Here is a 26,946-nt window from a genome sequence, read left to right as displayed (position 1 = left end):
CATCTTTCATGCATCTTTTTTCTAATCCAGGTAAATCTATATACAAATCGGGTGGAATTCAAGGAGGAATGAACGTGTGGAAGGTCATCGGAACTCATGTGCCCAAATGGAATGTGTGGGTGGAAGCCCTCTTTTTATTTATCATCCCTTTGATTATTTTTCTGACAGTACGACAACTTAAAGCGCTGGATGGCCGGGAAAGCAGACGCAAGGAGCGATTGAAGCTGCTAGAAGAAGAAGACCGTTCGGAGCAGGCAGACCACAACCCGTCTATAAGTGAGGCAGAGAAGGCAAAGGGGACCTTTACTGAAGATTATGAAGCCAATGTAGCCAAAATCAGACAGGCAGTCACGGATATGGCAGACGTGAACGAACGAGCAATTTTTCTGGATAATCTGAACGCTGAAGGCACACTTTTTTTTGTAGATGGATTAACGGACAAGGTTGGCATGGACCAGAACATTTTAAAGCCTCTGATGGATTGGGGCAGCTCCGGGCAAGAAAGGGAAGAGCTTCCGCGAGGAAAAGAGCTTCGGGATATGATTGTTCACCAGGTCATGCTGGTATCGGAGACAGAGTATACGTTAGAGGTACAGTTTTCCTTGCAAAAGGTGCTGTTCGGTTCAGTCATACTCATGATTCAGGGCATACCCGGTGCTTTTGTACTGGGTACGCCCAAAGGGAGTACACGAGGGGTGGAAGACCCGATATCGGAATCGGTGCTGCGCGGACCACGAGTCGGCTTTACAGAGACACTCAGCGACAATACAGCGATGCTGCGCAGACATGGAGAAAGTACGGAACTGGCTATGTCTTCCTTCAAAGTCGGCAAAAGAGTGGAAAAACAGCTGATGGTAGTGTATTTCAGAGATATTGCCGACCCGGAGCTTGTAGATGAGGTGAAGCGGCGGGTCCAAACGATAGATATGGATGAGGTACTGGAGTCGGGCTATGTAGAGCAGCTTATTGAGGATAATTTTCTCAGCCCATTTCTGCAAATTCAAAATACGGAGAGACCAGATCGAGTCATGGCTGCATTGCTAGAGGGACGTGTAGCGATTCTGCTGGACGGTACACCTTTTGCGCTTCTTATGCCTGTAACGTACGGGATGATGCTCCAGTCTCCTGAAGATTACTATGAACGATGGCTACCGGGGTCGCTGATTCGATTTCTTCGTTTTATGGCAACTTTCATATCACTATTCGCTCCGGCGCTGTATATCTCCTTCATCTCGTTTCATCCCGGATTGATTCCAACCAAGCTGGTCATTTCCATTATCAGTGCGAGACAGGGGGTTCCATTTTCGACGCTGATTGAGGCCCTGATTATGGAAACCTCGATTGAGATTTTACGCGAGGCAGGACTTCGGCTCCCCAAACCCATTGGACCAGCGATGGGCATCGTTGGCGGTTTGATTATTGGACAGGCCGCTGTTGACGCCGGGATTGTAAGCCCGATTCTGGTCATTGTGGTGGCGGTTACGGCCATTTCCTCTTTTGCTTCACCTGTATACAGTGCCGGAATTTCCATGCGAGTTCTTCGTTTCGGTGCCATGTTCACGGCGTCCATCTTTGGCTTGTACGGCGTGATCATGTTTTTCTTGATGCTGAGTATTCATATGGTGAAATTACACAGTTTCGGCGTACCTTTCCTTAGTCTAACGACCCCCCGTTCGTTCAAAGACTGGAAAGATTACTTCATACGAGCACCGTTGCAATTTATGAAAAACAGACCCATTCTTTTGAAGCATAAAGACCCTAAGCGACAAGGATGAGCTCAACACAGGAGGGAGCAAGATGGCCCGTGGGAAAAAAGCGGATAAGATTACAACGTTACAGACAACGGCAATTGTGGTTTGCTTTATGCTGGCTGCCGGGTTGCTTACCCTTCCCAGAGTAGCAACTGAAGCTGCAAAAACACCGGATGCGTGGATATCTGTCATTTTAGCAGGGGTGGCCTCTTTTCTGTTCGGATGGGTTATAGTCAAACTAAGCTCGCGGTTTCCAGAAAGCACCTTTTACCAGTATGTTCAGCAAATAACAGGCAAATTCATTGGCAAAGGGATTGGCATGCTGATTGTTATTTATTTTGTTTGTATAGCCGCATTTGAAATCCGATCTGTGGAGGAAGTAACGTCGTTCTTTCTGCTTGAAGGCACTCCGGCGTGGGCGATTTCAGCACCTTTTATGTGGCTCTCTCTGTACCTATGCATGGGGGGAGTGGGTTCATTAGGGAAGATATGTCAACTGATATTTCCGATTTCGGCGGCTATCTTTTTGCTGATCTGCTTGCTGAGTTTAAATATTTTTGAATTGAATAACTTGCGTCCTGTCTTGTCGGAGGGGGTAATGCCAGTGCTTAGAACGCTCAAGACTACAACCCTGACATTAACGGGGACAGAGTCCTTGCTGATTATTCTTTGTCGGATGGAAAAACCGGAGAAAGCAACCAAGGCAATCGGACTGGCGATTGGGATCGCGGTCGTTTTTTATACAGCTACGTTGATCCTCTGCATTGGCGCTTTTTCGTTGGAAGGAGTCTTGAGCAGAACCTGGCCATTTCTAGATTTGGCCCGCAGCTTTGAAGTGGAATATCTGTTATTAGAACGGTTCGAGTCCTTATTGTTGACCATTTGGATCATGCAGATTTTTGCGACATTCAGTATTGCTTTTTATTGTGCTTCGCTCGGAGTATCTCAAATTTTGAATAGCTCTTATTCCAAGATGTTGTTCATTTTGCTTCCGCTCATCTACCTCTTGTCCCAAATTCCGAAAAACCTGAATGAGCTATTTTCTTTTGGAACGGTCATCGGAAATGTAGCGTTCGCTTTATTCGCGCTACTTCCACTGCCACTGTTGCTTATTTCGTACTGGAGGGGGGCACGCTCATGAATCGTGTTCGTGTCCAGTCAGGATTACTCGGATTGATGGCTCTTCTGATGTGCTGTACACTTTCAGGTTGCTGGAGCAGCTCCCCAGTGGAGGATCTAAATCTGGAGACAGGTATTGCTTTGGATATAGCGGAAGAATCCTCGCAAGAAAAACAAATTAATCAGGAAGGAGGAGATTATCCAAAAAAGGAGTTAATTACAGGAACCTTTCAATTTGTCATTCCAGAGGAAAGCGGCGGCTCCAACAGCTCCTCTCCACAAGCCAAAAAATTTTTTAATATTACGGAAACAGGAGACTCTGTTTTTGAAATGATAAGAGAAATTTCTTTACGGACCAATCGTCCTCCCATTGGGCAACATTTGAAAACCGTTATTATCAGCTCCAGTCTGCTTCGCAAGATTCCGTTGTATGAGCTGCTGGACTTTTTCTTGGGGGATAATGACATTCGGCCCAGCGTACAGCTACTGATTAGTACAGAAAAGGCGGGTCATGCGCTTCAAGAGAAAATTCCTGGTCAGATTCCTGCCTATATTTTAAAGGATATTTTCCAAAACCGGAAACGGAACGCACGGTTGATAAAACCTATGGCTTTGGTTAAAGTGATTGGACCCATGAAGGGCGAAAGAAGCTTTATATTACCTAATGTCATTACGGCGGAGAATGAAATCAAGCTCGCAGGCGCGGGAATCATTAAGGGAAAGACGCAAACATACGGTGGTTATCTGAATGAGTCAGAGGTGGAGGGTCTTATGTGGATCAAAGGCGATCTGAAGGGAGGCGTGCTGAAAAGCAGCGATCCGAAGACCGGTAAAAACATAGCATATGAGATCAAAGCGGTGAAAAGCAAGATCAAGGCCATCGTTCAGGGGGATGACATTTTCTTTCAGGTCAAAATGACCTCCGAAGGACGTGTTTCAGAGGTGCATAAAAAGAATGAAAATTTGCGCAACAACAATGTGCTTGGACAAGAAGAGAGTCTTTTTCAGGAGAAAGTGAATTCATTGGCTGAACAAACGGTAGCTAAAATGCAAAAGTTGAAGGTGGATGTTGGAGGTTTCGGAGTAGCCTTGAGGATTCAACATCCTAAAGTTTGGCGTAAGGTCAAAAAGGATTGGGATACCACCTTTAGCACCATTCCCGTAAGGTTTAGCACAGATATCCATATTGAAGATTATGGCTCTTCGATTACGACGGCAGACTGAGGAATTTCGTTTGCACCTGTTATGGACAAACCTTCAATTCCACGAATCTAGGTGGCATTGAAGGTTTTTTAAGTCTATTTAAATAGGGATAGTGTTTCTTTCAGCCACGTAATATAGCTTTCTTCCCGATTAATGGCACGACTCAGCACTAAATAATGGCCGAATTGACTAGATCCGGGCACTTGAAGGTTCTCGTCCAGCCGTTGAAGGGATTTCTTACTTTCGTACAGGTATTCCAGCTTTTCTTCTCGTTTGGCAATCTGGTCCTCGAACAAGCGCTTGCTTTCTTCCTTGGGGATGGCTGCTGAGAAATACAGCATAAGCATAAACTCATCCTTTTCTGTTTCCGGTAACTCTTTGGGGCTTAGCAGCCATTCAGTTAGCTCCTGGGTCCCTTTGGGGGTTATACAGTACAGCTTCTTTTCCAGCTTGGCTCCTGTAATGGATGTGCGATATTCAATGAGTCCCTCTTCGGTCAGCCTTTTAAGCTCGGGGTAAATCTGACTGTGCTTGGCGCTCCAAAATTGTCCGATTTCCTGCTTGAATTGGCTCGTAATATCATAGCCGCTCATTTCCTCTTTGTGAACCAGACCCAAAATGGCATATTTTAATGTGCGTTTCAACGTTGTTCTCCTCGCAATGGGTATTTGACAATAGTATATCACAGCGCTACAATTTATATGTATCATAAAACATGTTTATATTTACATGTTTGAATGATTGTTTATTATTTTGGTGTCTTGTTCAATTCATAAACTCATAATAAGGAAAGAAGGATGCAAGATGGACAAGTTTATCGGCAGTCACATGATTTACACCTATGAGAATGGCTGGGAGTACGAAATATATATTAAAAATGAGGATACGATTGATTATCGCATTCATAGTGGGATGGTAGGCGGACGCTGGGTACGTGATCAGAAGGTCAATCTGGTGAAGCTGGTAGAGAATGTGTATAAAGTATCGTGGACCGAACCGACAGGCACAGACGTTTCCCTGAACTTTATGCCTGAGGAAAAACGGATGCATGGCATTATTTTCTTCCCTAAATGGGTTCATGAGCATCCGGAAATCACGGTGCGCTACCAAAACGATTTTATTCCGCTGATGGAAGAATCGCGTGAAAAGTATGAAACCTATCCGAAGTATGTGGTTCCTGAATTTGCGGATATTACCTTCATCGAAAATGCAGGTGTAAATAACGAACAATTAATCTCCCAAGCGCCTTACGCTGGAATGACAGACGACATTCGCGCAGGGAAGCTGCAAGCATAATCGAACATGGTTAATGGAAGTTGTACAGCCTGAGCCTGTGGTAAGCAGTCTCAGGCTTTTTTACGTGAACTGGAGAGTGGATTGCTTAATGGAGTGGTGGACGATATCTAGAATGAATAGTAGACCAGTCCATGCTCGATAAGATATGAACGACTAATCCGAGGGGGGAGGATGGTAGCTGTTGGGGAGAGAATGTACGAGTTCGCATGGGCAGTCAGATCGGATAGGGCAGATAGTGCCAGCTCTGTTTTAATAGGTCCCCAGTGATCAGCGCGGTGCTTAATATATTGTTCAGCCTCGGTCAAGGAGAGACCTTTGAGCAAGGTAAATACGGAAGCCCAGCGGACAAGGTCAAAGGTGCCTTTAATTTCAGGCAGCTTATATTCCGCCAGGCCCTGAGCGCCGTTACACGACATAGTAAGCAAGCCGCAGCAATGATGTTGATACTGTTCCGGGTTAGGAAATTGACGATGGTCATATTGGATAATTACCATGGAACCAATGCATAATTGCGTCGTTTGCAATGTTGATGTCTGGGCAAGCGTCAGGCTCATACTGGAACGGCCTCCTTCTTGGATTCACTGTAATAGGGATGAAAGAATCATACGTCACAGCGGATGTAATGTAAATCATGAATACAAGCGTAAAACAAGTATATGTAGCGGAAAACGGATTTTAATGGCAATGGAAACGGATACTTGTATCCGTCTCTTTTATTATCTTGACGATGGTCTTTATATTACAAAAAAACAACCCCAGGTCATCCCAGGGTCGTCTTTATGAAAAATATATTTCTGCATTTTACAAAATGCTTGTTTAGCTGAATCACACGGGTGTTACATCCTGAATCACTTCTTCTTTTTCTTCTTTCCAGATCACGTTCTCGCGATAGTTAGATCCCCAATCGTACATCGCTCGCAGTACCGGAATCAGGCTTTCACCATGCTCGGTCAGTGAATATTCCACATGTGGAGGGACGACAGGATAGACTTTACGCAGAATGAGTTTATCTTCTTCCAGCTCGCGCAATTGGTTGGTCAGCATTTTTTGTGTGATGTGAGGGATCAGCTTCTTCAATTCACCGAACCGCTTGGTGCCTTCCATACCAAGGTGCCACAAAATAATCAGCTTCCATTTGCCACCGATGACCGCGAGAGTCAATTCTTTATCACAATTAATCAGCTTCAAATCAATCCGGTCTTTTACAGTTGTGATGTTCATCGACCTCCTGTCCGTAGTTATTCCAAGTATACTATGTATAACTACAGCACGCAAAAGGAGATACATCCATTTTGGAAACTAAGCATACGTTTGGATACGGATCGACTGAAATCACAATCTGATGATGTGCGCCAGGCTGGAAGCTTCCAGAAATTACGACGGTTAAGAAGGAATAACGATGGTGTTAAAGGACTCCGGCTCCAGCTCCAAACGGTGTGTTGTTTCTCCGACAGACAGATTCAGCACGCGAGATTCCTTAAACGGGTTGGCGATGACCAGGACCTTTTGTCCGTCTGTATTTTGAAAAGCAACCGCATTTCCAGCCCATGAACCCCGAATTCCAATGCGTCTGGCCCCTGGTAATACAAAATGAGAAAAATGCTTCATAACGTAATATTCCGGGTTCAGAATAGGTTTTCGATCCGTTGGATCCACGGTGATCATCGAATTTTGCTCCCAGCCCCATGTGCTCTTGCCTTTCGGTTCCAAAACCATATTCCAGTAAATATAAGCATTCACACCATTGGTGAAATAGTGCTGATACAGGTTATATACATATTTAGCGTAGTCCCATGAGTTTTCTCCGTTCCCGCATTCATTTTCGGTCTGCATGTAACGAAGCTCAGGATAACTGGCTACGGTGCGCTGAATGGCATTTTTGCCCGCCCATTGATAGCCTACCCCTTTAATATATTTATAGGCCTCGGGGTCACTCAACACGGTGTGGGCATACTCATCAAATCCGGTCGACGTCTTTTTCATTAATTCCTCCCACGGATCAGGGGCGTTAATGGTACCCAGCCAAATCTCCGTATCCAGTCCATGTTCCTCAAAAGCGGGACCCAAATAGTCGCGAATAAATTCACGCAGCTGTTCTCCGGTCCATACACAGGAAGGGAACTTCTGATCAGCAATGACTTCATTTTGAACATGAACTTGGTGAATCGTAATGCCTGCCTCGCGGTATGCCTGAACAAATTTGATAAAGTACAATGCATACGCTTTCAAAATATCCTTTTCCCAGCGCAGTGTGCCGTAATTGTAAGCTTTGGGTGATTTCATCCATGTCGGCGGACTCCAGGGTGAGGCGAACAGCTTCAAGTCTGGATTGAGTTGTAACGCTTCCCGAATAAAAGGAATGAGATATTGCTGATCGCGCTCAATGGAAAAGTGCTTCATCTCCATGTCGCCGTCCGTTTCATTGTGGCTGTACCATTCCAGCGCGTAATCACTCGCTCCAATAGGAAGTCGGCAGATTGTGAATTTGTGCTCGCCCTCCGGGTGAAAGAGAGCATGAAGCATCTGAGCTCGTTCTTCGCTGTCCAAATGATTAAGGGCCACATAACCCAATTCATTAAAACAGCCGCCAAAGCCTTCTACAAGCTGGTATGTTTCTCCCGTAAGGGTTAGGTTGGCACTCTCCTGGGTTTCGGTCAAATGATGAGCTTGAGATTGCCACGCATTAGCTTTGGAAGTGGAAAACCACTGAATGGTTTGATTGCTCATATGTTACCCTCCTGTTCAGGCTTTTTGTATCTCTACATATTATAGGGTAGGATCTTAGAGGAAGAGATGGTCTGAGCGAAGAGAAATTTGCCCTAATCCAAGGTGAAATTTGCGGATGGGAAGTTTCTGTAGATAAGAAGTAGTGAGAACACATAAAGTACACATCTCTTTGATATGCTGTTGTCCTAGAATGACCGAAAGAGGGAAGTCGATTTGAATAAAAGAGTTCTTCTCGTGGAGGATGAAATACGTATTCGTGAAGTGATTGCGGATTATTTTAAACAAAATAATTGGGAAGTCTATGAAGCAGGCAATGGAAAAGATGCACTCCTCTGGTTCGATTCGGTGCAGCCAGAACTAATTATACTCGATATTATGATGCCTGAGCTGGATGGCTGGGAAGTATGCCGTCAGGTACGCAGCCGTTCAGGGGTACCGATTATTTTGCTGACGGCCAAATCCGGTGATGATGATAAAATATTGGGCTTTGAGCTAGGGGCAGATGACTACGTGACCAAGCCTTTCAGTCCCAAGGTGCTGATTGCCCGCGCGAACGCGCTGATGAAACGGGTGGAGGGACATGTGCAGCCGGAGTCGCATATTTTGCGGTTCGGCAGTGCTATGCTCAACACGATGGCTCATCGGCTTGAAGTGGATCAGGCGGAAGTTGAACTGACGCCCAAGGAGTATGAGTTGCTGCGGCTGCTTATACATAATAAAGGCATCGTTGTTTCACGGGATGCGATACTGAACCGGGTGTGGGGTATCGATTTTGAAGGGGATACACGAGTTGTCGATACGCATATCAAAAAGCTGAGAAGTAAGCTGGGCCGTGAATCACGCCATATTCGCACGGTTTTTGGCACAGGCTACAGGTTCGAGGAGGAAGAATGAACAAACGGGGAGTTACCTTTAAGTTGTTCATTATGACAGTTGTGTTTTTCCTGTGTTTTTACGGTATGGTGATTTTAAGTCAGCTGCTGTTTTTTGAAAATTTTTACCAGAAACAGAAGATTGGGCGTGTGGAAAGCCGTTTGCAAAGCTTCGGTCAAAGTTATGTCCAGGAGGCTTGGGGATCGGGCAGGGTTTCGCGTGAGGCGGCCCGCTTCATGCTTCAGAATAAAAACCAGTTGGCGATTGTAACGTTGGACGGCAAAGTAAAGCTGGATGATGCGTTTCATATCAGTCTCAGAAAAGCAGATGGTAAAGTCGTTAAAATATCGCTGTCTCTATTTATGAGTGAGCACGGAGATGAGCTGAGAGCTGCCCGGATTCAGCCTGGTGATCAGGTCACTGTGGAAGGTGAGATGTTGGGATCTGACGGCATCTCTTCTGCCAATTTAATTTATCCAACAGGCATACAGAAGCTCGGTTTCAAAAATATAGGTTTAAACTCGGAAGAGACAAGCACAAATGACAGTGTAAGGCTGTCCGGTACGGTGACAGAGATTGTACTGCCGGATCTGAAAACCTGGAGCCAGCGTCAAGGCCTGCTGTTTAGTGCGCTGGAGGAATGGTTTCCTTTATCCCAGGATCATCTGGAGAGGCTTAAAAATTTTGAAGTGTTGGAAGAAGATTGGACAGAACCTTGGACAGGGGTACGAAATGCAGTTATCGTCCATCCTGTTCGTCAGAGCACAGGCGAGATCGATCTCTTGTTCACTGTGACATCGTTGCAGGAAATCAGTGAGACGAATGAGGCTCTACGCTGGTTTTATCTGTACCTGGGGATCGGCGGTTTTGCACTCATTTTGATTTTGTCCCTGTTCTATTCCCGAATGGTAACCCGTCCGCTCATTACTTTGAATAATACCGCCAAGCGGATGGCCAAGCTCGATTTTACAGCCCATACGCCAATCCGGCAAAATGATGAGCTGGGCAGCCTGTCCTACAGCATGTATACCCTGTCCCAGAACCTGGACACAGCTTTGCGCGAGCTTCAGGAGGCCAATCAGCAATTGGTCGAGGACATGGAACAGAAGCAGAGGATGGAGGCTGTGCAACAAGACTTTTTTGCCAACGCTTCTCATGAGCTGAAAACCCCATTAAGTATCATCAAAGGATTCGCGGAAGGACTACAAGATGGGGTTAGCGCGGGGAAGCAGGATCATTATATGAAGGTCATTGTAGAGGAAGCGGACAAAATGGAGCGATTGGTCAAGGATATGCTAGACCTTGCCAAATTGGAGTCTGGAACCCTCAAGCTTCGCAAGGCGACCTTTATCTTGAGTGAGCTGGTGGAGGAGGTTGTGGATAAGCTATTCCATCTGTTGAAGGAGAAGAAGCTGGAAGTGGTTATTATTCCTGCCAATGAGCTGCCGATTCATGCCGATATAGGATGGATGGAACAGGTGATTATCAACTTTGTTGTCAACGCCATACGGCATGCCGAGGAAGGAAGCTCCATCACGATTCGTATCGAAGGCTCTGGGGAAGTCAATACGTTTTCCATTGAAAATAAGGGTGAGACCATCCCAGACGATCAGTTGGAGCTGATATGGAATCGTTTTTACCGGGCCGAGCTCTCCCGTAGCCGTCAGACAGGTGGGACAGGACTCGGGCTATCGATCGTTAAACGAATTCTCGATTTACACGAATTCCGCTATAAGGCGGAGAATACCAAGGACGGCGTCCGTTTTGTCGTTATATTCGGAGGCTAAGCTACGGCAAAGGAGTTAAGAGTATGAAATGGAATTGGTTGCCCTCACTATGCACGATTGCAAACCTGGGGGCAGGGGTCTTATCCCTGTATTTCACGATTCATGAGCAATACATGACCGCTTTTATTCTTGTGGTGGTGGCTGCTTTATGGGATGTATTAGACGGTTTGCTGGCAAGGCTGCTGCATTGCTCCAGTGATTTTGGCAAACAGCTTGATTCGCTGGCGGATGTGGTCTCATTTGGGGTTGCCCCTGCTTTCTTGATCTTGTTATACAAGCTGGGAGATACTCATTGGATAGGACCGCTTGTAGCTGTGTTGTTTGTGATATGCGGTGCGGTGAGGTTGGCAAGATTCAACCTGATGGCTTTTAGCAAAGGCTTTGTGGGCATGCCCATTACGGCCGCAGGTGTGATTTTGTCCTTTATGTTTTTATGGAGTGAGCATTTGAAGCCGGGGTTGTTGCTGGCACTCATGGTAGTGCTGTCATTCCTAATGGTTAGCCGTATTCCCTTCCCGTCCTTCAAAAAATAATCGGTCAGGAGGTGGCGTCCCTATGGAATGGGCCATCACCATGATTACACAATACGGATATATCGCTATTTTTGCACTTCTTGCCCTTGGAATTATAGGGCTGCCCGTTCCTGATGAAATTATTATGGTGTTTGTCGGCTATCTATCTTCTATCATGGTACTGAATTATTCCCTATCTATATTAGTCAGTTTCATTGGGGCGATGACAGGGATGATGGTCAGTTACACGCTAGGCAAAAAGCTGGGTCAGCCACTGGTAGATAAGCACGGCAAGTGGGTGGGACTGACACCGAAGCGGTTTGCACGGGTAAAAGGATGGTTTGCACGCTTTGGGTTGTGGACCATTTTGTTCGGTTATTTTATTCCAGGAGTCAGACATGCAACAAGCTATTTGTCGGGGATTAGCGCGATGCCTGTCCGAAAATATATGCTGGTGGCCAGCGCCGGTTCTCTGGTATGGACACTGATCTTTATCTCCATTGGTTACATTGCGGGGGCGAATATAAATTTTCATTAAGGTGACCGCAAAAGTAATGTAGCATTTTTCATGTATTGCACCGATAATATAAATAAAAGAACCTGTACAACCAGTGAGGGGATCTGTATTGAATGCATTAATGAAGTATATTGAAAAGTTGCCTGGTTTTCTGCAAATGATCTTGAATATCTCGCTGTTTCTGGTCGGGCTGATTTTAAGCTTCTTACTTCTAAAAGAGACATGGTCCATATTTTCATATGTGTTCATGTATACAGAAGCCGACAAAAATTACTATGAATTTACGGAAGAGCTGCTTGTATTCTTCTTGTATTTTGAATTCATTGCATTAATAGTTAAGTACTTTAAAACCAATTTTCATTTTCCATTACGTTATTTCATCTATATTGGGATTACGGCCGTCATCAGGCTCATTATTGTGGACCATGATGATGCTCAAAATACATTCTGGTGGTCCATTGCTATCCTAGTCATGGTAGGTTCTCTATTGATTGCTAACAGTAAATTATTAAAGAGAGAAAGTTAATGCCGAGGAAGATTGCAAGGGTGACAGTCAAGTAGGAGAGAGGGAATAAAGACGAATGGTAAGAAACTGGATGAATCATGCAGGCGTCAGGCGGGCAGCTGTCCTTGCGATAATCGTTTTACTGCTCTTCATGTTAAGAAGCATGATGAATATTATTTTGTTAACACTGTTACTTACGATCTTGATTGGTAGTATATATAACGGTGTGAATAAGCTAATCAAGCGGTTCGCCAATGTGCCGCCTATGATCGTGCTGCTACTGGTATACGGGTTGCTGATCCTGATTATCGTGTGGGGAGTTTACCGAATGGTGCCGCTAATCAGCGTACAGGTCAAGCAGGTGTATCTCATGATTCAGCAAGCCTACATGTATCCTGATCGTAACCAATGGAACGAAACGATTATTGAATTTATGGACACGCTTAATGTTCAGCGGTTATTTGAGCCTGGCTGGAATGCGGTAATGAAAATCAGCCAACTGGGAACACAACTGCTGGTATCGATTATTTTGAGTTTGTTCTTCCTGATGGAAAAATCCTATATTACACGCTTTACAGCTACGTTTGTGGATAGTAAGCTGGGTTGGTTCTTCAAGGAAGTGGGGCATTTTGGACGCATGTTTCTGGGTACATTCGGGAAGGTGCTGGAAGCTCAACTATTGATTTCACTCATCAACTGTATATTGACGACGACAGCTCTTTGGATTATGGGTTTTCCCAATCTGCTCGGCCTCGCGCTCATTATATTCTTGTTGGGATTGGTGCCAGTGGCGGGTGTATTTATTTCCCTGATCCCGCTCGGTCTGATTGCTTTTAGCGTCGGAGGAATCAATTATGTGATTTACTTGGTTATTCTGATCGTAGTTATTCATGCGATTGAAGCCTATTTCCTGAACCCGAAGCTGATGTCATCCAAAACCAATTTACCGATCTTCTTCACCTTTGTTGTATTGATCTTCTCTGAGCATCTAATTGGGGTGTGGGGCTTGATTGTAGGTATTCCGTTGTTTGTTTTCTTCCTTGACCTGATTGGGGTACAGCGCAAGCAAGAGAAGGATACCTAATATATTCACGACAGATACGAACATAGTAGTGACTATGGATTCTTCATCACGAATGCCTGCGAAGCCGCAGGCATTTTTTTTGATTTTCCTGGCGTTGACTGTAGTACACTGAGTATCAAGATTAGATCAAGTGAAAAGAAACGAGATGATAAGGATGGAACAAAAGATTAAGGTATTGGCTATATCGGGGAGCCTTCGTCAAAAGTCTTCCAACACCGCGCTTATGAAGGCTACTATTGGATTGGCTTCTGAAAATATATCATTCATAGTTTATGATGGATTGGGGGATCTGCCCCATTTTAATCCTGACTTGGATGTAGAGGAGGGGCCAGCTTCCGTAAGAGAGCTACGGGAGCAATTGAAACAAGCCGATGGAGTGCTGATCTGTACGCCTGAATATGGGAATGGTGTGCCGGGTGCTTTGAAAAATGCCTTGGACTGGCTCGTATCTTCAGGTGAATTTGTAAACAAGCCTACAGCGGTCATTAGCGCTTCACCGTCCCCTATGGGCGGCAATCTGGCTCATGCTTCGCTACTGCTCACATTGCAAATGATCAATGCAGAGATTGTGGGAAATGGAAAGGTCATTATTCCGCATATCACATTGAAGCTGAATCAAGAAGGCATCATTACAAATGCTGAAACTAGACAGGAGCTGGAAGCATTACTTCAAGGGCTTGAGCAAGTTTGCCGAGGAAAGGTATAGGGAAATTCAAAGCAGATCCTTCATTATAGAAGGATCTGCTTTTTCGGATGGCCACCTACTTCGTATTCAATTCAATAAGCTCTCATAGACCTTTAAGCGGGCATACACCGTTTCAAGTATCGGATATGAAATATTACTGTTAGAAGCCAATGCCAGAAGTGCACCATGCAGATGGCTTGCTTCAACCGGTAGATTTTTCTGCATATCACGTTGCATGGAAGACATCATCTCAGGCTTTAAGGAATCCATCGTTTTTAGCGTATGTGCTTCCATTTCTGAATGAATAGGCATATCTGCATTGCGTGCGATTGTGACGATCTCAAGCAGTAGCCTTTTATAGATTGCACGCGATTCGGGCGTGGCGAGTATAGGTCCGACGGAGGTACCCATCAGGGTTGTGATTCCGCTCATGCTGGCAATAAATATATACTTCTGCCAAATTTCACGCTGAATGTCATGACTGTGTGTGACTGTGAAGCCTGCATGATCAAGATGGCTACATAGTAGTTGCGCCCGCTCTGAGTTTCCTCCATCCCATTCACCAAAAACAATGCGGTGGAACGGGCTTGTCTGAACGATAGAGCCTTTGTGATTTAACGTCGTTTCAATATAACAAAGCCCACCCAGCACTTTTTCAGCTCCGAAATATTCACGCAAAGATTTAAAATGTTCATAACCGTTAAGTAACGGAAGAATCATTGTATTTTTGCCGATATAAGGCGCTAGATCGGGCCGCAATGGAGGCAGGTGGTACGCTTTGACCGCGAGAATAATACAGTCAAATGGCTCAGTAGCTTCACCATAGGTAATAGCCTGGATCGGTGTCTGAAAATCTCCGTGCACACTTTGAATTATAAGACCGTTTTCTGCCAAATGAAGCTTCTTGGAAGGGCGGACGAGAAAGGTTACATCTTCTCCCTTTTGAACCAGACGTCCCCCGAAATAGCCTCCAATAGCACCTGCACCCACAACTAGAAACCGCATCATAGGGTACCTGCCTTTCCTAACTTAGTTTTTGAAAAACAAAAAAACCTTCCAGCACGTTGCTGAAAAGGTCCGAAAGGCAAAAAAAGAGTCAATTTGCGACCGTTCTTTTGTCTCGGTCCTTTCGGATCAGAGCAAAATCCAACGAGTTCACCTCCATAGGCTCACGCTTATACTTATTAAATTGCATCTTACCAGAGTACCGTTCGAATATATCGATACAGCCTCTCAGGGAAGTATACCAGAATATAGGGTTCCTGTCCCATATAAATCCAATCTGAAACAGCGTGTGTGTGATGGTATCCATAAAGCACGAACCTAGTGTATATGGAGCGTTTAGAGGTGATATAATAGGGCGCAATAGGTTTATAGACCGATAACTTGGAGCAGAGGAGAGAAGGCTGATGTTTGAGCAAATTGTAGCGTATGGTCTGAGTCAAAAAGAGGCTGTTAAGGATTATCCATTTGGTGTTGATCCCCTGGTACTAAAGGTAGGGGGCAAGATGTTTGCTCTCCTGACTGAAAAAGATGGCATTACCCACGTATCCTTGAAATGTGATCCGGTCATTGCAGAAAACCTGCGCGAGCAGAACAAGGCCATTAAACCAGGCTATCATTTGAACAAAAAGCATTGGAATACGATAGAGGTTGATAACAGCTTCCCGTTGGAGGATTTGTACAGCATGATCGACCATTCGTATGAGCTGGTCTTCAAGGGCTTAACCAAAGCGCAACGCGAAGCGATTACGATGAGGATACGGACAACGGATCTGTAAAGGGCTGGTAAAGCCCTTACATAACACTTTTATAGTTTTACTTGACAGAAAACAACTAAAGATATATTCTTAATTTAAAGATAACTTATTTGAAAATAATATCAAGGAGTGGACCTGAATATGAGCGAACTGGTGAATGTTATTCAAGAGAGAAGATCGGCTTCTAAATTTATTCCTGATGTTACTATAGATGCAAAAGAACTGGAAGAGATATTTCAGCTGGTGAAGTTCGCTCCATCGGCTTTTAATTTACAGCATGCGCGTTATATCGTAGTGCAGGATGCAGAAATCAAACAAAGGCTGCATGATGAGGCAAGTAAGCAGTATAAAATATTAACTGCTTCGGCCACCATTATAGTGCTGGGTGATACAGAGGCTTATACCAAGGTAGCTGACCTCAACGAAGGGTTCCTGAATTTGGGTGTTCTGAGCAAGCAGGAATATGATAGCACAGTAGAATCGGTAACTCAGTTTTATCGCGAGCGGGGACCTGTCTTCCAGAGAGAAGAAGCAATTCGTAATGCCAGCCTGTCGGCTATGCAATTTATGTTGATTGCCAAGGACAAAGGCTGGGATACTTGTCCGATGATCGGTTTTGACCCGGCGAAGGTGCAGGAAGTACTGAATATCCCAGAGCAATTTGTACCCGTGATGATGATCACCTTGGGAAAAGAGGACGAATCAGGTCAGCGGGCAAGAGGATATCGCAAGCCGGTTGGACAGTTTGTTACCTACAATGGATTTTGAAATTTGTAAATCATCATGTTCATTAAGGAGTGACTGAGATGTCTTTGAAAACCGCTGGAATTCACCATATTACGTCCTTTGCAGGCGATCCGCAGGGCAATGTTGACTTTTATGCAGGTGTGCTTGGTTTGAGATTGATCAAAAAGACAATTAACTTTGACGCTCCAGAAGTATATCACTTGTATTTTGGGAATGAAGAAGGCAGCCCGGGAACGATCATTACCTTTTTTCCGGCTCCGGGTACACGCAAGGGTAAAATTGGAGGCGGGCAAGTCGGGATTACGACGTATGTCGTGCCGCTGGGCTCGCTAGATTACTGGGAAAACCGTCTGCACAGCTTGAAGGTATCCTTCACGAAGGCTACTCGCTTTGGCGAGTCATTCATCCAATTCCGAGACAATGAGGGCTTGCATCTGGAATTGGTGGAGCGCGAGGAAGGTCCGGTGAACACGTGGACAGCTGGAGGCGTACCTACAGATAAAGCGATCAAGGGCTTTGGAGGAGCAGTGCTCTACAGTGCGGATTCCAAGCACACCCAAGGCGTGCTGGAGAATGTTCTGGGCATGACTTCCATCGGTGAAGACGCAGATGCGGGCTATATCCGTTATCAGACGACTGGGGATTTGGGCAACCTGATCGACATTCCAGTCAAGGATGTACCGTGGGGGAACGGCGGCGCCGGTACGGTTCACCATATTGCGTGGCGCGCGCAGGATGATACCGAACATCAGGCGTGGAACGAATGGGTTCGTCAGCATGGTTTTGGGACGAGTGGCATTGTAGATCGCCAATACTTCAATGCCGTATACTTCCGCGAGCAAGGCGGTATATTATTCGAGATCGCAACCGATCCGCCCGGATTTACGGTGGATGAGGAATTGAATGAGTTGGGGCACAAGCTGATGCTGCCTGAATGGTATGAGCCTCAGCGCGCCCAGATTGAATCTAATCTGGTTCCCATTGAGCCTAGAGTGCTCAAATAGGATGAATCGGTTTGAGCAGGACAATCACATATGGAACATTAAAAGGTCCAATGCGGGAAGATTTCCACCCTCATTGGACCTTTTGGGTTCTGAAGTGTCAGTATCGTAAAAATAAGCGTGGAAGAGCTGGTTAGATCATGAGCAGCTCACGAATCTCCAGCTCGGTCAGTGCTGAAAGGCTTTCTTGCCCCGGCTGAATGACCTGGTCGATCAGGTTTTTCTTTTTTTGCTGTAGCTCATACATTTTGTCCTCTACCGTACCTTGGGCGACGAGCCGAATAACCTGCACAACTTTTTTCTGGCCCATTCGGTGTGCACGGTTGGTAGCCTGCTCTTCTACAGCGGGATTCCACCACAGGTCATATAGAATAACGGTATCTGCGCCGGTGAGGTTCAGACCCGTACCTCCTGCCTTGAGGGAAATCAGGAACAGCTCGCGTTCTCCTTCGTTGAAGCGACTGCACAGCTCGACTCGTTCGGGGGCAGGAGTCTGTCCATCCAGGTAAAAGTAGGGAACCCCTTCACGGGAAAGCTCGCGTCCGACCATTTGAAGCATCGTAGTGAACTGTGAAAAAATGAGCATCCGCTTCCCGGAGCCGAGACATTCCGTAATAATCTCCAGCAGTTGTTCAAATTTGGCCGAGCTTCCCGTATATCCTTCTATGAATAAGCCCGGATGACAGCAGAGCTGACGAAGCCGGGTCAGACCTGCTAGAATTTTGATCCGGTTTTTCTGAAATCCTTCTTCGTTGAGATGCTTCAACGTTTCATGCTGTAGCTTGGCCAGATAAGCCGTGTACAACTTTTTCTGATCCGGCAGAAGCCGTGATACCTGCACGGATTCGATTTTTTCCGGCAGTTCCTTAAGAACATCGCTCTTCAGACGGCGCAGCAGGAACGGACGAACCCGCTTGGCAATCACATTGCGAGGCAGGTTGTGAAATGCTCTTTTTCCGCCGGGAAATAGCTCAGGAAATACAACGTCGAAGATGGACCATAGTTCTTCCAACGTATTCTCGATAGGCGTTCCTGTCAGGGCAAAGCGGTAACGGGCTTGTACATCCTTAACTACCTGTGCCGTCTGGGTGGCATGATTCTTGAACGCTTGCGCCTCGTCCAGAATAAGCGTATGAAACGATGGCTTGCTGTACACTTCTGCATCGCGCCGTAGCAGCGGATAGGATGTAATAATGACGTCGTAACTGGCGCCATCCCGTATAATCCGGCCTCGTTCCTCCGGGCTGCCATCGGCAATAGTGACGCGGATATGCGGGGCGAATTTCTCCAGTTCATTCCGCCAATTGTACACCAGTGATGCAGGGGATACAATCATGGCTGGAAGCTGTTGACTGCGAATCTCCGGCAATACAGAGACGAGGAAGGCAATGCTTTGCAGCGTTTTGCCCAGCCCCATATCATCTGCCAAAATACCTCCAAAACGGTAATGTGCCAAGGTCTTAAGCCATTGAAAACCGTAGACCTGATAATCTCTTAAGATTGGGGCGAGCGTGACGGGTACGGGAAAGTCAAGATGATCAGGATTGCGTATATTTTCTAGCAGCTGGCGAAAGGTTTTACCCAAGGTCAGATTTTTCACATGATCGTGAGGATCAATCAAGTACAGCCCCTGTGTGACTGGGATCCGAATTTGCGCTGCATCCAGATCGCTTTTGCGGATACCTGTTTCGTTCATGAACCGAATTAACTCCTTGTACTCCTCTGTTTCTAGCGGTAGCAAGGCGCCATTCGGCAGACGGTGATATCTCTGTTTTTCTTCCAGCGATTGGAGCAGCTTGCGAATTTCCGATTCTGGTATACCCTCAATATCAAATTTAAATTCAAGCCAATCTGTACGTTCGTCCCATTCCGCTCGTATTCTTGGGACAGGTAGCGTATTATTGATTTTCGCTTTGACTGCACCTGTGGCATAGACGTCCAGTAGCTTTTCCAGTTGCGGAACAGTATGGTACAAAAAGTCATACTCTGCATCTTCATCTTCCATAAAATATCCGCTGTCTGTTCTGGCGAAGGAGCTATGCTCCATCAGTTCCAAAATCCGCTGCTCCTGTTCCCCATCACGTATCAGAATATGATCGTTACCTGGCGTTCGTGCATCTGTTTCCAACGGATTGATGATGATGTCTCCATATTGGAATTCCAGTCCTGCCAGCAGCTTGTCTCTTACCCGGTCCAGATACAGCTTGGCCTTCAACGGATGCTGGGCGACCCGATCTGAGACAGCACGTGTCATATGGACACGTCCAAGCTTCATTAACCCGGGCACGACCTTATCCATAAATGATTCCATCTGTTCTGGTGCAATCTGGACTGCTCGTCTGTGATGTACTTCGACCATCCGTTTAAGCTCGGACAAACGCCGTAAGGAATCAGCCTTCTGCTTGACAAGCTTGCCATCGGCAATGACGACACCGTAGTCCTCCATGATGGTCAAGTCATCTAATCCTTGAATGCTTAGCTGGTAGCCTTCACTTGTGGCTTCGGTCTCATCAAATTCAAATTGCAGCGGAAGCATCAGGTCGGACTGGGGGATACCTTCGCTCATGTTTCCGTGAATTTCAAAGTAGACGCCCTGTGCTGCTGTCAGCAAGGGGAGCAGCCTATCCCAGGCTGCGGGCGGGATGAGAAGCATTCGCTCGCCACTCATATGACTGCCGGAGGCTGAATACGTACCAGAGGTTTCCCGAATCATGCGCTCCTGGTGGCATACCTGGGATAATTGCTGGAGGATAGCGTCATGTTCAGCTCGGAAGCGGTACAGCTCCGGCTCGTAAGAGAAGCTTTTCGTGAACATGTAGCTATCCCCACGGTCAATGCTATCCAGAAACGGGCGGATTTTCTGAACGATGTATAATCGTTTGGGTCCAGCCTTCATTTCCAATCCAAACATATATTTTTGGTAACCGTAGGCAAAAGGCCGGATGACAAATTGGAAATCCAAGATCGCGCGAGTATCCAGCAGCGCAGGTGTGCTGCGAAGCGGTCTCTTGCGGCCGAATAGTTTTAACATACTGTCGGTCAGCTGGAGATCCCCTTGTGTGATGCCTGAGGATCGTGCTGTTCTGGTAGTGTGTTCATTTGAGGCATCTGGAGATATCCCGTCTGCACCCATGCTTCCCGCTGGATCTGGGGCAGTGCCGGGATGAAGTCTGGAGACATAGGAACGTACGGACACACTTTTCCCACGTCGCATATCATAGGCATTTAGGAGAACAGCGGCAATATGTTTGCAATAACGTCCGGTGGTCTGAAATGAGCTACAGGTGCATTCCGCGCGGATACTGCCGTTGGGCCGGATCATCGCAGCAACAGCATAAAAGCCGCTTCCTTTGACTGTAGCTTCATACACACCTTCATTATGATCTATCTGTGTAAAGGCCACCTTTTTGGCCCGGTAATAGGCATCCCCGTCGTCGTAAGCAGATTGACTGCATAGTTGTCTGATCGCTCGCCGGGTAAGTTCAAAACTCATGGTTCGTAATCCTTTCCTGAGTTATTCCGTTTTCTACATGATAACAGAACAGACAGGGGGAAAGACACTTGAGTACGGAATGTAATTTTACGAACAAGGAGAGAGGACAGAAAAAAAGCAGGCCTTGGTCCGTCATTGAACCAAAGTCTGCCAGGTGGCTACAGCTATATTATATGTCGGGCAGTCCTTCTTCTTGCTTATGGACACCCAGCGCGTTACGTGCCATCTCCATATATTCATCTAGTCCGGATTTGAGGGCGAATTCGGCGATAAGCACAGGGTAAGCCGCGGTCAGTTCAATGATGTGTTCGCTCATACGCGGCCATACACGTCCGCCTGCTGCCTTGTAAAACTTCAATAGACGAGCAAGCTCTACTTCTCCGAACAAAGTATAGTAACTCGTAAAATCAATCGCTGGATCAGCTACTTCGGCCTCGGTCCAGTCCAGCATTCCAGTAACCTCTGTATTCGATGAGACTAGAATATGGCCTGGGTGCAGATCGCCGTGGACAAGAACGGAATATTCCGGCCAGTAGCTATCATCTGCCAGCCAGGCCTGCCATCGTTGCCACAGCTCCCCGGATACACCAAAGACGCGCCGTGTTTCTTCCATTCGCTGAGCCATTAAGTGCCGAACTTCGTCGTGATGCTTTACACGGATACCGAAATCGGTTGCCCGTCGGTGATCCGTCTGGTGCAACGCGGCTAAGGCTTTAGCGAGCGAAGCAACGAATCTATCTGTCAGAGCGTCAGGGTTGATGAACCATACATAGCTTTTTGTTTCCATATCAATAGTAGCGGCAGGAGTGCCCTCCAGCTGAGGATAGGCGATGAACTCTGGACTATATACTTGCCAATCCGGTACCGCTACAGGAAGCATATCACGAATCAACCGAAGCACTTTGTGCTCGTAAGCGGCTGATTGGATCACATCTATTCGTCGCGGTGTACGTAGAACCCAAGGGGTACCCTGAACGTCTTTGGCGAATAGGGCCCGGAAATCCAGCCCGGACTCGTTGAGCTCCAATCCTTCATGTCGTATGTGAAGCCCGTTGCTTTGGGCAAGGGCCAATATATCGCTAACATCTTTTGAGTTAGTCAAGGGACGGTTTTCAGTCATATGAAACACACCTCATTGTTCAGATTTAGTCTTAAAAAAAGACAACTTAAACAAGCGTCAACCCTTCATGTGAAAAACAGGTTGAGCTTCATGGAGAAGTCTATCCTTTTATCTGAGACGCATGTAGTGAGTACACATGAATGAGCAAACCTCCTTTTACAAAATAGGGTATCTAACCCAGCACCAATATACCATTCGACATTGGCAGATGTCTACAATATACGGAATAATGTACATAGCTTCCCAAGTTCGCTTATCTGTGGGTTAGAGAAGTTTTTACAACCTGCACATTGCAAGATACAATGGAAGTATTAGAGAAAGGAGACGGATACTTTTGCAAAAAGAAGACAATAAAACCGATTCCAAATCCGGCTCATCCAAATGGTATCTTGGTAGTGCAGCAGCATTGCTCCTGTTGAAAGGCAAATCGTTACTTGCCCTTTTAAAATTCAGTAAATTTGGCGGTGCGCTGATCTCTATGGCATTTACGATTGGCACGTATGCGATCATATACCCGTGGGGATTTGCGGTTGGGTTCGTGTTGCTGTTATTTGTGCATGAGCTGGGGCATGTATTGGCTGCCAAACGCAAGGGGCTTCCGGTGTCGACACCGTTATTTATTCCTTTTCTCGGTGCGTTAATCACCATGAAACGACATCCTTTGGATGCCCAGACAGAGGCTTACGTAGCCATGGGCGGCCCGTTATTGGGGACGGTTGGGGCTATGGTAGTATACGCAGGAGCGTATGCAACAGACAGTCCACTTTTGTATGCACTAGCATATATCGGTTTTTTCCTGAACCTGATCAATTTGCTGCCGATTCATCCGCTCGATGGAGGACGGATTTCTACAGCAGTGACACGCTGGTTATGGCTGGTGGGCCTACTGGGTGGGATTGTAGTGATTGTGTATTTGAAATCCATTTTATTTTTCTTTATTTGGGCATTATTTGCCTATGATCTATACAAAAAATATGTCAAACGCAATAAAAAAGACGTCAAGGTTCAATCGTTATTACAGAAGCCGCTGGTTGACGTACAGCATTTGTATGAGCAAGGATATCCGCTGCCTGGGCCGGAGCATACGCGCAGACTATCCTTTAATACCTACTCGGATCTGGAGGGGCAGCAATATGTAACGGTATATATGGAAAGTCTGGATGTGGAGCATACGCTTCTGCTGCCCCAGCAGTGTCTTGTCCAGCATGTATGGCTGAACGGTGTAGAACATATACCGACCCCGGATGCGTATCAGCTCAGATTGCTGTGTGGGATTGACTACATTCCGTTTGAAAATGATAAATATTACGAAGTACCCGCTGCATCACGCTGGAAATTCGGAATCGGGTACTTGGGATTGGCCTTATTCCTGATGGGGATGATGTATGTAGTACATCAGCACATAGGAGATATCAGGCTATGATTCGCAGGATAGGAACTTCACCATCAATATAGATTATTAAGGCAATGAAACTCATTAGAAAATAAAGTAAAAAGAGCGCGACAGCCGCAATATACGGTGTCGTGCTCTTTTTCATATGATTAACGCAGTGGAGCCATTGTTATCCTTCCTTATGTCTAGCTCCTTTGCTCATCCGTAATCGGTTTTAACGTCTGGCGGTATTTTAGCGGGCTAGTACCTGTCCAGCGCTTGAACTGTCTGCTGAAATGAGCCAGACTGGAGTAACCCAGTAGGGAAGCTACCTTGTTTAGCGGTAGATTGGGTTGCTGGATCAGCACCTTAGCCTCATGCAGCTTGGTCTCCGATAGATAGTGACGTGGTGAATAGCCGTAGACCTTGCGGAACACTTCCTGCGCATAGCCTGGACTGATCCCAAGGGAAGCCGCCACATCTTCAAGCCGGAATGTCTGCTCGCCAGATTCATCCTCCCGATAAGGCTTGAACCTCGATTGAATTGCTTCCATAATGGCCTTGGCATATTGAACGGATGAAGGTGCAATTCTCGGCTCCAATCCCGTAGAAATCATTTGCGAGAATATCCCGAATAGCTCGAACAAAGCAATCTGCATGCGAAAGCGGTCCGCTGTCGTATATTCTCCGTTCTCTCGCACCATGCTAATCCAGCTATGGACCACCTTTTGCAGCTTGGTATTGGTTTCAGTGCCTGCCGGGAAAAAGAGCTGATTGTTCTTAATCATTTCTTGACGGAACAGCGGATCATCAACATTAAAATGGGTGCTAAAATAATACATTCCATCCGGGGATACACACTGAGTTACATGCTTGAATCCTGGTGGAATCATTAAAATATCGCCCTTTCCCACCGAGTATACGTTATTCTCCATTATCGTTTCCTGACGGCCTTCTAAAATGAGAGCAATTTCAAAACCGATATGAGATTCCTCGGGCATGCACCAATCCGCTTTGACCCGATGAATATGAGCGCCAAAAAATTTCACATTCCAGTCAATAATGGGTAGCCATTGGCAATCATGGAATAGAGCTGGATCAACATCCGGATTTAATATCATCAGATCACCTTCGATTAGGGCAAATTTTACACCGCTTAGACAATCTCATTGTACCTAACATTCATCTATAATAAAAGAGCGCTTACAAGTGCTGTAATACATGCTTTTACATAAAAAATCGTTTATATATAGTATTTTTGAAAGCGGCACCATATTGTAATCAGGAAGCATTAAACTTATTGGAGGACGACTCGATGAAAAAGCTATTGTACGGTGTTGCTTATTATGATGAATATATGCCTTATGACCGTTTGGATCAAGATATCCAAATGATGAAGGATGCGGGAATCAACGTAGTGCGGATAGCCGAATCTACTTGGAGTACACATGAACCGCAGAACGGAGTGTTTGATTTCACCTCCGTGGATCGGGTGCTGGACGCCATGCATAAGGCGGGTATTGAGGTCATTGTGGGCACGCCGACCTATGCCGTACCCACATGGCTGGTGAAGGAGCATCCCGATGTCTTAGCGACAACACCTCAGGGACCGGGCAAATACGGGGCTCGTCAGATTATGGACATTACGAACCCAGTGTATCTGTTCCATGCTGAGCGAATCATACGCAAGCTGATTGGACGGGTAAGTCAGCATCCGGCAGTTATTGGTTTTCAGACAGATAACGAGACGAAGCATTACAATACGAGCGGTCCCAATGTGCAATTACAGTTTGTGAAGTATTTGCGGGAGCGGTTTGAATCACTGGAGGAGCTGAACCGCAAATTTGGCTTGGATTACTGGAGCAATCGCATCAATAGCTGGGAGGACTTCCCTTCGGTGGTCGGAACGATTAATGGAAGTTTGGGAGCGGCCTTTTCCCAGTTCCAGCGCAAGCTGGTGACGGACTTCCTGGCCTGGCAGGTCGCGATTGTCAATGAATATAAGCGGGAAGACCAATTTGTTACGCAAAATTTTGATTTTGAGTGGAGAGGTCATTCCTTTGGAATCCAGCCGGACGTGGATCACTTTGCTGCATCTGAAGCGTTTGATGTGACGGGTGTCGATATTTACCATCCATCACAAGATGATTTGACTGGAATTGAAATCTCTTTCGGTGGTGATGTGGCACGTTCGACAAAACATAATAATTACTTAGTGTTGGAAACGGAGGCGCAGGCGTTTACACACTGGGTTCCTTATCCGGGACAATTGCGTCTGCAAGCGTTCAGTCATCTGGCTTCCGGGGCCAATATGGTAGCTTACTGGCACTGGCATTCCATTCATAATTCCTTCGAAACCTACTGGAAGGGTCTGCTTAGCCATGATTTTGAACCGAATCCTGTGTATGAGGAAGCACAGACGATAGGGAAGGACTTTGCAAGACTGTCCACGCATCTGGTCAATCTGAAAAAGAAAAATAAAACAGCTATCCTGGTTAGCAACGAAGCGTTGACATCCATTAACTGGTTCAAGTTTAATATGAACAGCCCACTGAATTACAATGACATCGTACGCCGTCTGTATGACGAGCTGTATAAGCTGAATATTGGGACAGATATCGTCCATCCGGGTACAGAATCGTTTGATGACTATGATCTCTTGATCGTTCCGAGTCTGTATTCTGCGCCAGATGCACTGCTGGAAAAGCTGAACCGATATGTCGAACAAGGTGGTCATGTGGTATACACGTCCCGCAGCGGATTTACCGACGAACATGTGCAGGTGAGAACATCGCAGCAGCCGGGCGTGATTAGCGAAGCGTGTGGTATTCATTACAGCTTGTTTGTGGAGCCGAAAAATGTGACACTCAAGGATAATCCTTTTAAAGTGGCAGAAGAGGACAATCAGGTAGATACGTGGATGGAGCTGATAACGCCGACGACTGCCGAAGTATTAGCCTATTACGATCACCCGCATTGGGGCAAATATGCTGCGATTACGCAAAATCGCTATGGTCAGGGAACGGCGACCTACATCGGCTGTATCGTCAGTTCGGCGGTCATCCGCGAATTGTTCAGCTCTGTAGCCAAAAAGGCAGGCGTATGGGGACTGGATCAGGAAGCTTCTTATCCGATCATTGTTAAGTCCGGTACGAATGATTTGGGACGAACGATTCGGTACTATTTTAACTATTCAGAACAAGCAGGCTCGGTGGTGTATCCGCACGGAGACGGCAAGGAGCTGATCGGAGAGCAGGCGGTTACCCATGGACAATTGCTCCAATTGAAGCCTTGGAGTGTTATAATTATCGAAGAAGCGTAAATGATGAATAATGAGTTGAAATCGACGTACGAATAATATCAGAATAGGTATCCCGCCGTAACGATCCGGCAC

Annotated in this window: 24 protein-coding genes; 16 read left to right on the top strand and 8 right to left on the bottom strand. The window is 46.1% G+C overall.

Annotated features, from left to right (window positions below):
- The first annotated feature begins 74 nt into the window (after positions 1-74).
- From C0638_RS04480 to C0638_RS04470, 3 genes are read left to right on the top strand one after another with little or no spacing between them, the layout of a single operon-like run.
- The gene (locus C0638_RS04480) at positions 75-1,775 is read left to right on the top strand and encodes a spore germination protein (RefSeq protein ID WP_102163358.1); all 1,701 of its coding nucleotides are present in this window, start codon (positions 75-77) and stop codon (positions 1,773-1,775) included.
- A gap of 22 nt (positions 1,776-1,797) precedes the next feature.
- Positions 1,798-2,892: a GerAB/ArcD/ProY family transporter gene (locus tag C0638_RS04475; protein ID WP_102163357.1), complete on the top strand. Its 1,095-nt coding sequence runs from the start codon at positions 1,798-1,800 to the stop codon at positions 2,890-2,892.
- Positions 2,889-4,094 (top strand): Ger(x)C family spore germination protein, encoded by a 1,206-nt coding sequence (locus C0638_RS04470; protein ID WP_102163356.1) that lies wholly within the window; start codon positions 2,889-2,891, stop codon positions 4,092-4,094. The genes C0638_RS04475 and C0638_RS04470 overlap by 4 nt, the downstream gene beginning before the upstream one ends.
- A 74-nt stretch (positions 4,095-4,168) precedes the next feature.
- Here the strand turns inward: C0638_RS04470 and C0638_RS04465 are convergent, their stop codons facing one another.
- Complete coding sequence (locus C0638_RS04465) at positions 4,169-4,717, bottom strand: PadR family transcriptional regulator (RefSeq protein WP_013369310.1); 549 nt, start codon at positions 4,715-4,717, stop codon at positions 4,169-4,171.
- Positions 4,718-4,877: 160 nt separating this feature from the next.
- On the opposite strand from C0638_RS04465, the gene C0638_RS04460 reads away from it, so the two are divergent.
- Positions 4,878-5,369, top strand: coding sequence for a phenolic acid decarboxylase (locus C0638_RS04460; RefSeq protein WP_016819418.1), 492 nt, complete (start codon positions 4,878-4,880; stop codon positions 5,367-5,369).
- A gap of 107 nt (positions 5,370-5,476) precedes the next feature.
- Here C0638_RS04460 and C0638_RS04455 read toward each other — a convergent pair whose 3' ends face one another.
- The 3 genes from C0638_RS04455 to C0638_RS04445 all read right to left on the bottom strand — a co-directional run bounded on the left by C0638_RS04455 (position 5,477) and on the right by C0638_RS04445 (position 8,096).
- Positions 5,477-5,923: a hypothetical protein gene (locus C0638_RS04455; RefSeq protein ID WP_102163355.1), complete on the bottom strand. Its 447-nt coding sequence runs from the start codon at positions 5,921-5,923 to the stop codon at positions 5,477-5,479.
- A gap of 271 nt (positions 5,924-6,194) precedes the next feature.
- Entirely contained in the window at positions 6,195-6,590 is a 396-nt protein-coding gene (locus C0638_RS04450; RefSeq protein WP_025677980.1) for a winged helix-turn-helix transcriptional regulator, read from the bottom strand.
- Positions 6,591-6,752: 162 nt separating this feature from the next.
- A complete protein-coding gene (locus C0638_RS04445) occupies positions 6,753-8,096 on the bottom strand; it encodes a glycoside hydrolase family 30 protein (RefSeq protein WP_102163354.1) in 1,344 nt (447 codons plus the stop codon).
- A gap of 213 nt (positions 8,097-8,309) precedes the next feature.
- Here C0638_RS04445 and C0638_RS04440 point away from each other — a divergent pair, with 213 nt between their 5' ends.
- From C0638_RS04440 to C0638_RS04410, 7 genes are all read left to right on the top strand, one after another.
- The gene (locus C0638_RS04440; protein WP_040102177.1) at positions 8,310-8,990 is read left to right on the top strand and encodes a response regulator transcription factor; all 681 of its coding nucleotides are present in this window, start codon (positions 8,310-8,312) and stop codon (positions 8,988-8,990) included.
- Entirely contained in the window at positions 8,987-10,756 is a 1,770-nt protein-coding gene (locus tag C0638_RS04435) for a sensor histidine kinase (RefSeq protein ID WP_090737000.1), read from the top strand. The genes C0638_RS04440 and C0638_RS04435 overlap by 4 nt, the downstream gene beginning before the upstream one ends.
- Positions 10,757-10,779: 23 nt before the next feature.
- Positions 10,780-11,289: a CDP-diacylglycerol--serine O-phosphatidyltransferase gene (gene pssA, locus C0638_RS04430; protein WP_025677988.1), complete on the top strand. Its 510-nt coding sequence runs from the start codon at positions 10,780-10,782 to the stop codon at positions 11,287-11,289.
- A 22-nt stretch (positions 11,290-11,311) separates the two neighbouring features.
- Positions 11,312-11,806, top strand: a complete 495-nt coding sequence (locus C0638_RS04425; RefSeq protein ID WP_058711698.1) for a DedA family protein — start codon at positions 11,312-11,314, stop codon at positions 11,804-11,806.
- 88 nt (positions 11,807-11,894) lie between these two features.
- Positions 11,895-12,311, top strand: coding sequence for a phosphate-starvation-inducible protein PsiE (psiE, locus tag C0638_RS04420; protein WP_082689658.1), 417 nt, complete (start codon positions 11,895-11,897; stop codon positions 12,309-12,311).
- Positions 12,312-12,366: 55 nt separating this feature from the next.
- Entirely contained in the window at positions 12,367-13,374 is a 1,008-nt protein-coding gene (locus C0638_RS04415; RefSeq protein ID WP_013369319.1) for an AI-2E family transporter, read from the top strand.
- A 145-nt stretch (positions 13,375-13,519) separates the two neighbouring features.
- Positions 13,520-14,080, top strand: coding sequence for an NADPH-dependent FMN reductase (locus C0638_RS04410; RefSeq protein WP_058711697.1), 561 nt, complete (start codon positions 13,520-13,522; stop codon positions 14,078-14,080).
- A 66-nt stretch (positions 14,081-14,146) separates the two neighbouring features.
- Here C0638_RS04410 and C0638_RS04405 read toward each other — a convergent pair whose 3' ends face one another.
- Positions 14,147-15,064, bottom strand: coding sequence for a ketopantoate reductase family protein (locus tag C0638_RS04405; RefSeq protein ID WP_058711707.1), 918 nt, complete (start codon positions 15,062-15,064; stop codon positions 14,147-14,149).
- A 404-nt stretch (positions 15,065-15,468) separates the two neighbouring features.
- Here C0638_RS04405 and C0638_RS04400 point away from each other — a divergent pair, with 404 nt between their 5' ends.
- The 3 genes from C0638_RS04400 (at position 15,469) to C0638_RS04390 (ending at position 17,570) form a co-directional block, all read left to right on the top strand.
- Entirely contained in the window at positions 15,469-15,840 is a 372-nt protein-coding gene (locus C0638_RS04400) for an MmcQ/YjbR family DNA-binding protein (protein ID WP_058711696.1), read from the top strand.
- Between the two features lie 120 nt (positions 15,841-15,960).
- Positions 15,961-16,587, top strand: coding sequence for a nitroreductase family protein (locus C0638_RS04395; RefSeq protein ID WP_058711695.1), 627 nt, complete (start codon positions 15,961-15,963; stop codon positions 16,585-16,587).
- Positions 16,588-16,625: 38 nt separating this feature from the next.
- Positions 16,626-17,570 (top strand): ring-cleaving dioxygenase, encoded by a 945-nt coding sequence (locus C0638_RS04390; protein ID WP_058711694.1) that lies wholly within the window; start codon positions 16,626-16,628, stop codon positions 17,568-17,570.
- Positions 17,571-17,700: 130 nt separating this feature from the next.
- On the opposite strand, the gene C0638_RS04385 is transcribed toward C0638_RS04390, so the two are convergent.
- Together C0638_RS04385 and C0638_RS04380 are read right to left on the bottom strand one after the other, a co-directional pair.
- Positions 17,701-21,060, bottom strand: a complete 3,360-nt coding sequence (locus C0638_RS04385; protein ID WP_058711693.1) for a DEAD/DEAH box helicase — start codon at positions 21,058-21,060, stop codon at positions 17,701-17,703.
- 169 nt (positions 21,061-21,229) lie between these two features.
- Positions 21,230-22,180 carry a macrolide 2'-phosphotransferase gene (locus C0638_RS04380; protein ID WP_058711692.1) on the bottom strand — a complete coding sequence of 317 codons (951 nt, stop codon included), beginning with the start codon at positions 22,178-22,180 and terminating at the stop codon, positions 21,230-21,232.
- A gap of 334 nt (positions 22,181-22,514) precedes the next feature.
- On the opposite strand from C0638_RS04380, the gene C0638_RS04375 reads away from it, so the two are divergent.
- Positions 22,515-23,603 carry a site-2 protease family protein gene (locus tag C0638_RS04375; protein WP_058711691.1) on the top strand — a complete coding sequence of 363 codons (1,089 nt, stop codon included), beginning with the start codon at positions 22,515-22,517 and terminating at the stop codon, positions 23,601-23,603.
- 155 nt (positions 23,604-23,758) lie between these two features.
- On the opposite strand, the gene C0638_RS04370 is transcribed toward C0638_RS04375, so the two are convergent.
- On the bottom strand, positions 23,759-24,673 hold the full coding sequence (locus C0638_RS04370; protein WP_058711690.1) for an AraC family transcriptional regulator: 915 nt from the start codon (positions 24,671-24,673) through the stop codon (positions 23,759-23,761).
- A gap of 194 nt (positions 24,674-24,867) precedes the next feature.
- Between C0638_RS04370 and C0638_RS04365 the strand changes: the two genes are divergently transcribed.
- On the top strand, positions 24,868-26,874 hold the full coding sequence (locus tag C0638_RS04365) for a beta-galactosidase (protein WP_058711689.1): 2,007 nt from the start codon (positions 24,868-24,870) through the stop codon (positions 26,872-26,874).
- Positions 26,875-26,946: the final 72 nt, after the last annotated feature.

Origin of the sequence: Paenibacillus sp. lzh-N1, assembly GCF_002872435.1 — a bacterium.
Classification (GTDB): Bacteria; Bacillota; Bacilli; order Paenibacillales; family Paenibacillaceae; genus Paenibacillus; species Paenibacillus polymyxa_C.
The sequence above is the reverse complement of the archived record's forward strand: the minus strand, read 5'-3'. Positions and strand labels throughout refer to the sequence as shown.

Excerpts from the sequence above, each read along its gene's own strand:
- C0638_RS04380 (WP_058711692.1), bottom strand. The coding sequence starts at position 22,180 with ATGACTGAAAACCGTCCCTTGACTAACTCAAAAGATGTTAGCGATATA.
- C0638_RS04445 (WP_102163354.1), bottom strand. The coding sequence starts at position 8,096 with ATGAGCAATCAAACCATTCAGTGGTTTTCCACTTCCAAAGCTAATGCG.
- C0638_RS04425 (WP_058711698.1), top strand. The coding sequence starts at position 11,312 with ATGGAATGGGCCATCACCATGATTACACAATACGGATATATCGCTATT.
- C0638_RS04365 (WP_058711689.1), top strand. The coding sequence starts at position 24,868 with ATGAAAAAGCTATTGTACGGTGTTGCTTATTATGATGAATATATGCCT.
- C0638_RS04460 (WP_016819418.1), top strand. The coding sequence starts at position 4,878 with ATGGACAAGTTTATCGGCAGTCACATGATTTACACCTATGAGAATGGC.
- C0638_RS04470 (WP_102163356.1), top strand. The coding sequence starts at position 2,889 with ATGAATCGTGTTCGTGTCCAGTCAGGATTACTCGGATTGATGGCTCTT.
- C0638_RS04450 (WP_025677980.1), bottom strand. The coding sequence starts at position 6,590 with ATGAACATCACAACTGTAAAAGACCGGATTGATTTGAAGCTGATTAAT.
- C0638_RS04475 (WP_102163357.1), top strand. The coding sequence starts at position 1,798 with ATGGCCCGTGGGAAAAAAGCGGATAAGATTACAACGTTACAGACAACG.
- C0638_RS04415 (WP_013369319.1), top strand. The coding sequence starts at position 12,367 with ATGGTAAGAAACTGGATGAATCATGCAGGCGTCAGGCGGGCAGCTGTC.
- C0638_RS04400 (WP_058711696.1), top strand. The coding sequence starts at position 15,469 with ATGTTTGAGCAAATTGTAGCGTATGGTCTGAGTCAAAAAGAGGCTGTT.
- pssA (WP_025677988.1), top strand. The coding sequence starts at position 10,780 with ATGAAATGGAATTGGTTGCCCTCACTATGCACGATTGCAAACCTGGGG.
- C0638_RS04390 (WP_058711694.1), top strand. The coding sequence starts at position 16,626 with ATGTCTTTGAAAACCGCTGGAATTCACCATATTACGTCCTTTGCAGGC.
- C0638_RS04405 (WP_058711707.1), bottom strand. The coding sequence starts at position 15,064 with ATGCGGTTTCTAGTTGTGGGTGCAGGTGCTATTGGAGGCTATTTCGGG.
- C0638_RS04435 (WP_090737000.1), top strand. The coding sequence starts at position 8,987 with ATGAACAAACGGGGAGTTACCTTTAAGTTGTTCATTATGACAGTTGTG.
- C0638_RS04385 (WP_058711693.1), bottom strand. The coding sequence starts at position 21,060 with ATGAGTTTTGAACTTACCCGGCGAGCGATCAGACAACTATGCAGTCAA.
- C0638_RS04395 (WP_058711695.1), top strand. The coding sequence starts at position 15,961 with ATGAGCGAACTGGTGAATGTTATTCAAGAGAGAAGATCGGCTTCTAAA.
- C0638_RS04455 (WP_102163355.1), bottom strand. The coding sequence starts at position 5,923 with ATGAGCCTGACGCTTGCCCAGACATCAACATTGCAAACGACGCAATTA.
- C0638_RS04410 (WP_058711697.1), top strand. The coding sequence starts at position 13,520 with ATGATAAGGATGGAACAAAAGATTAAGGTATTGGCTATATCGGGGAGC.
- C0638_RS04370 (WP_058711690.1), bottom strand. The coding sequence starts at position 24,673 with ATGATATTAAATCCGGATGTTGATCCAGCTCTATTCCATGATTGCCAA.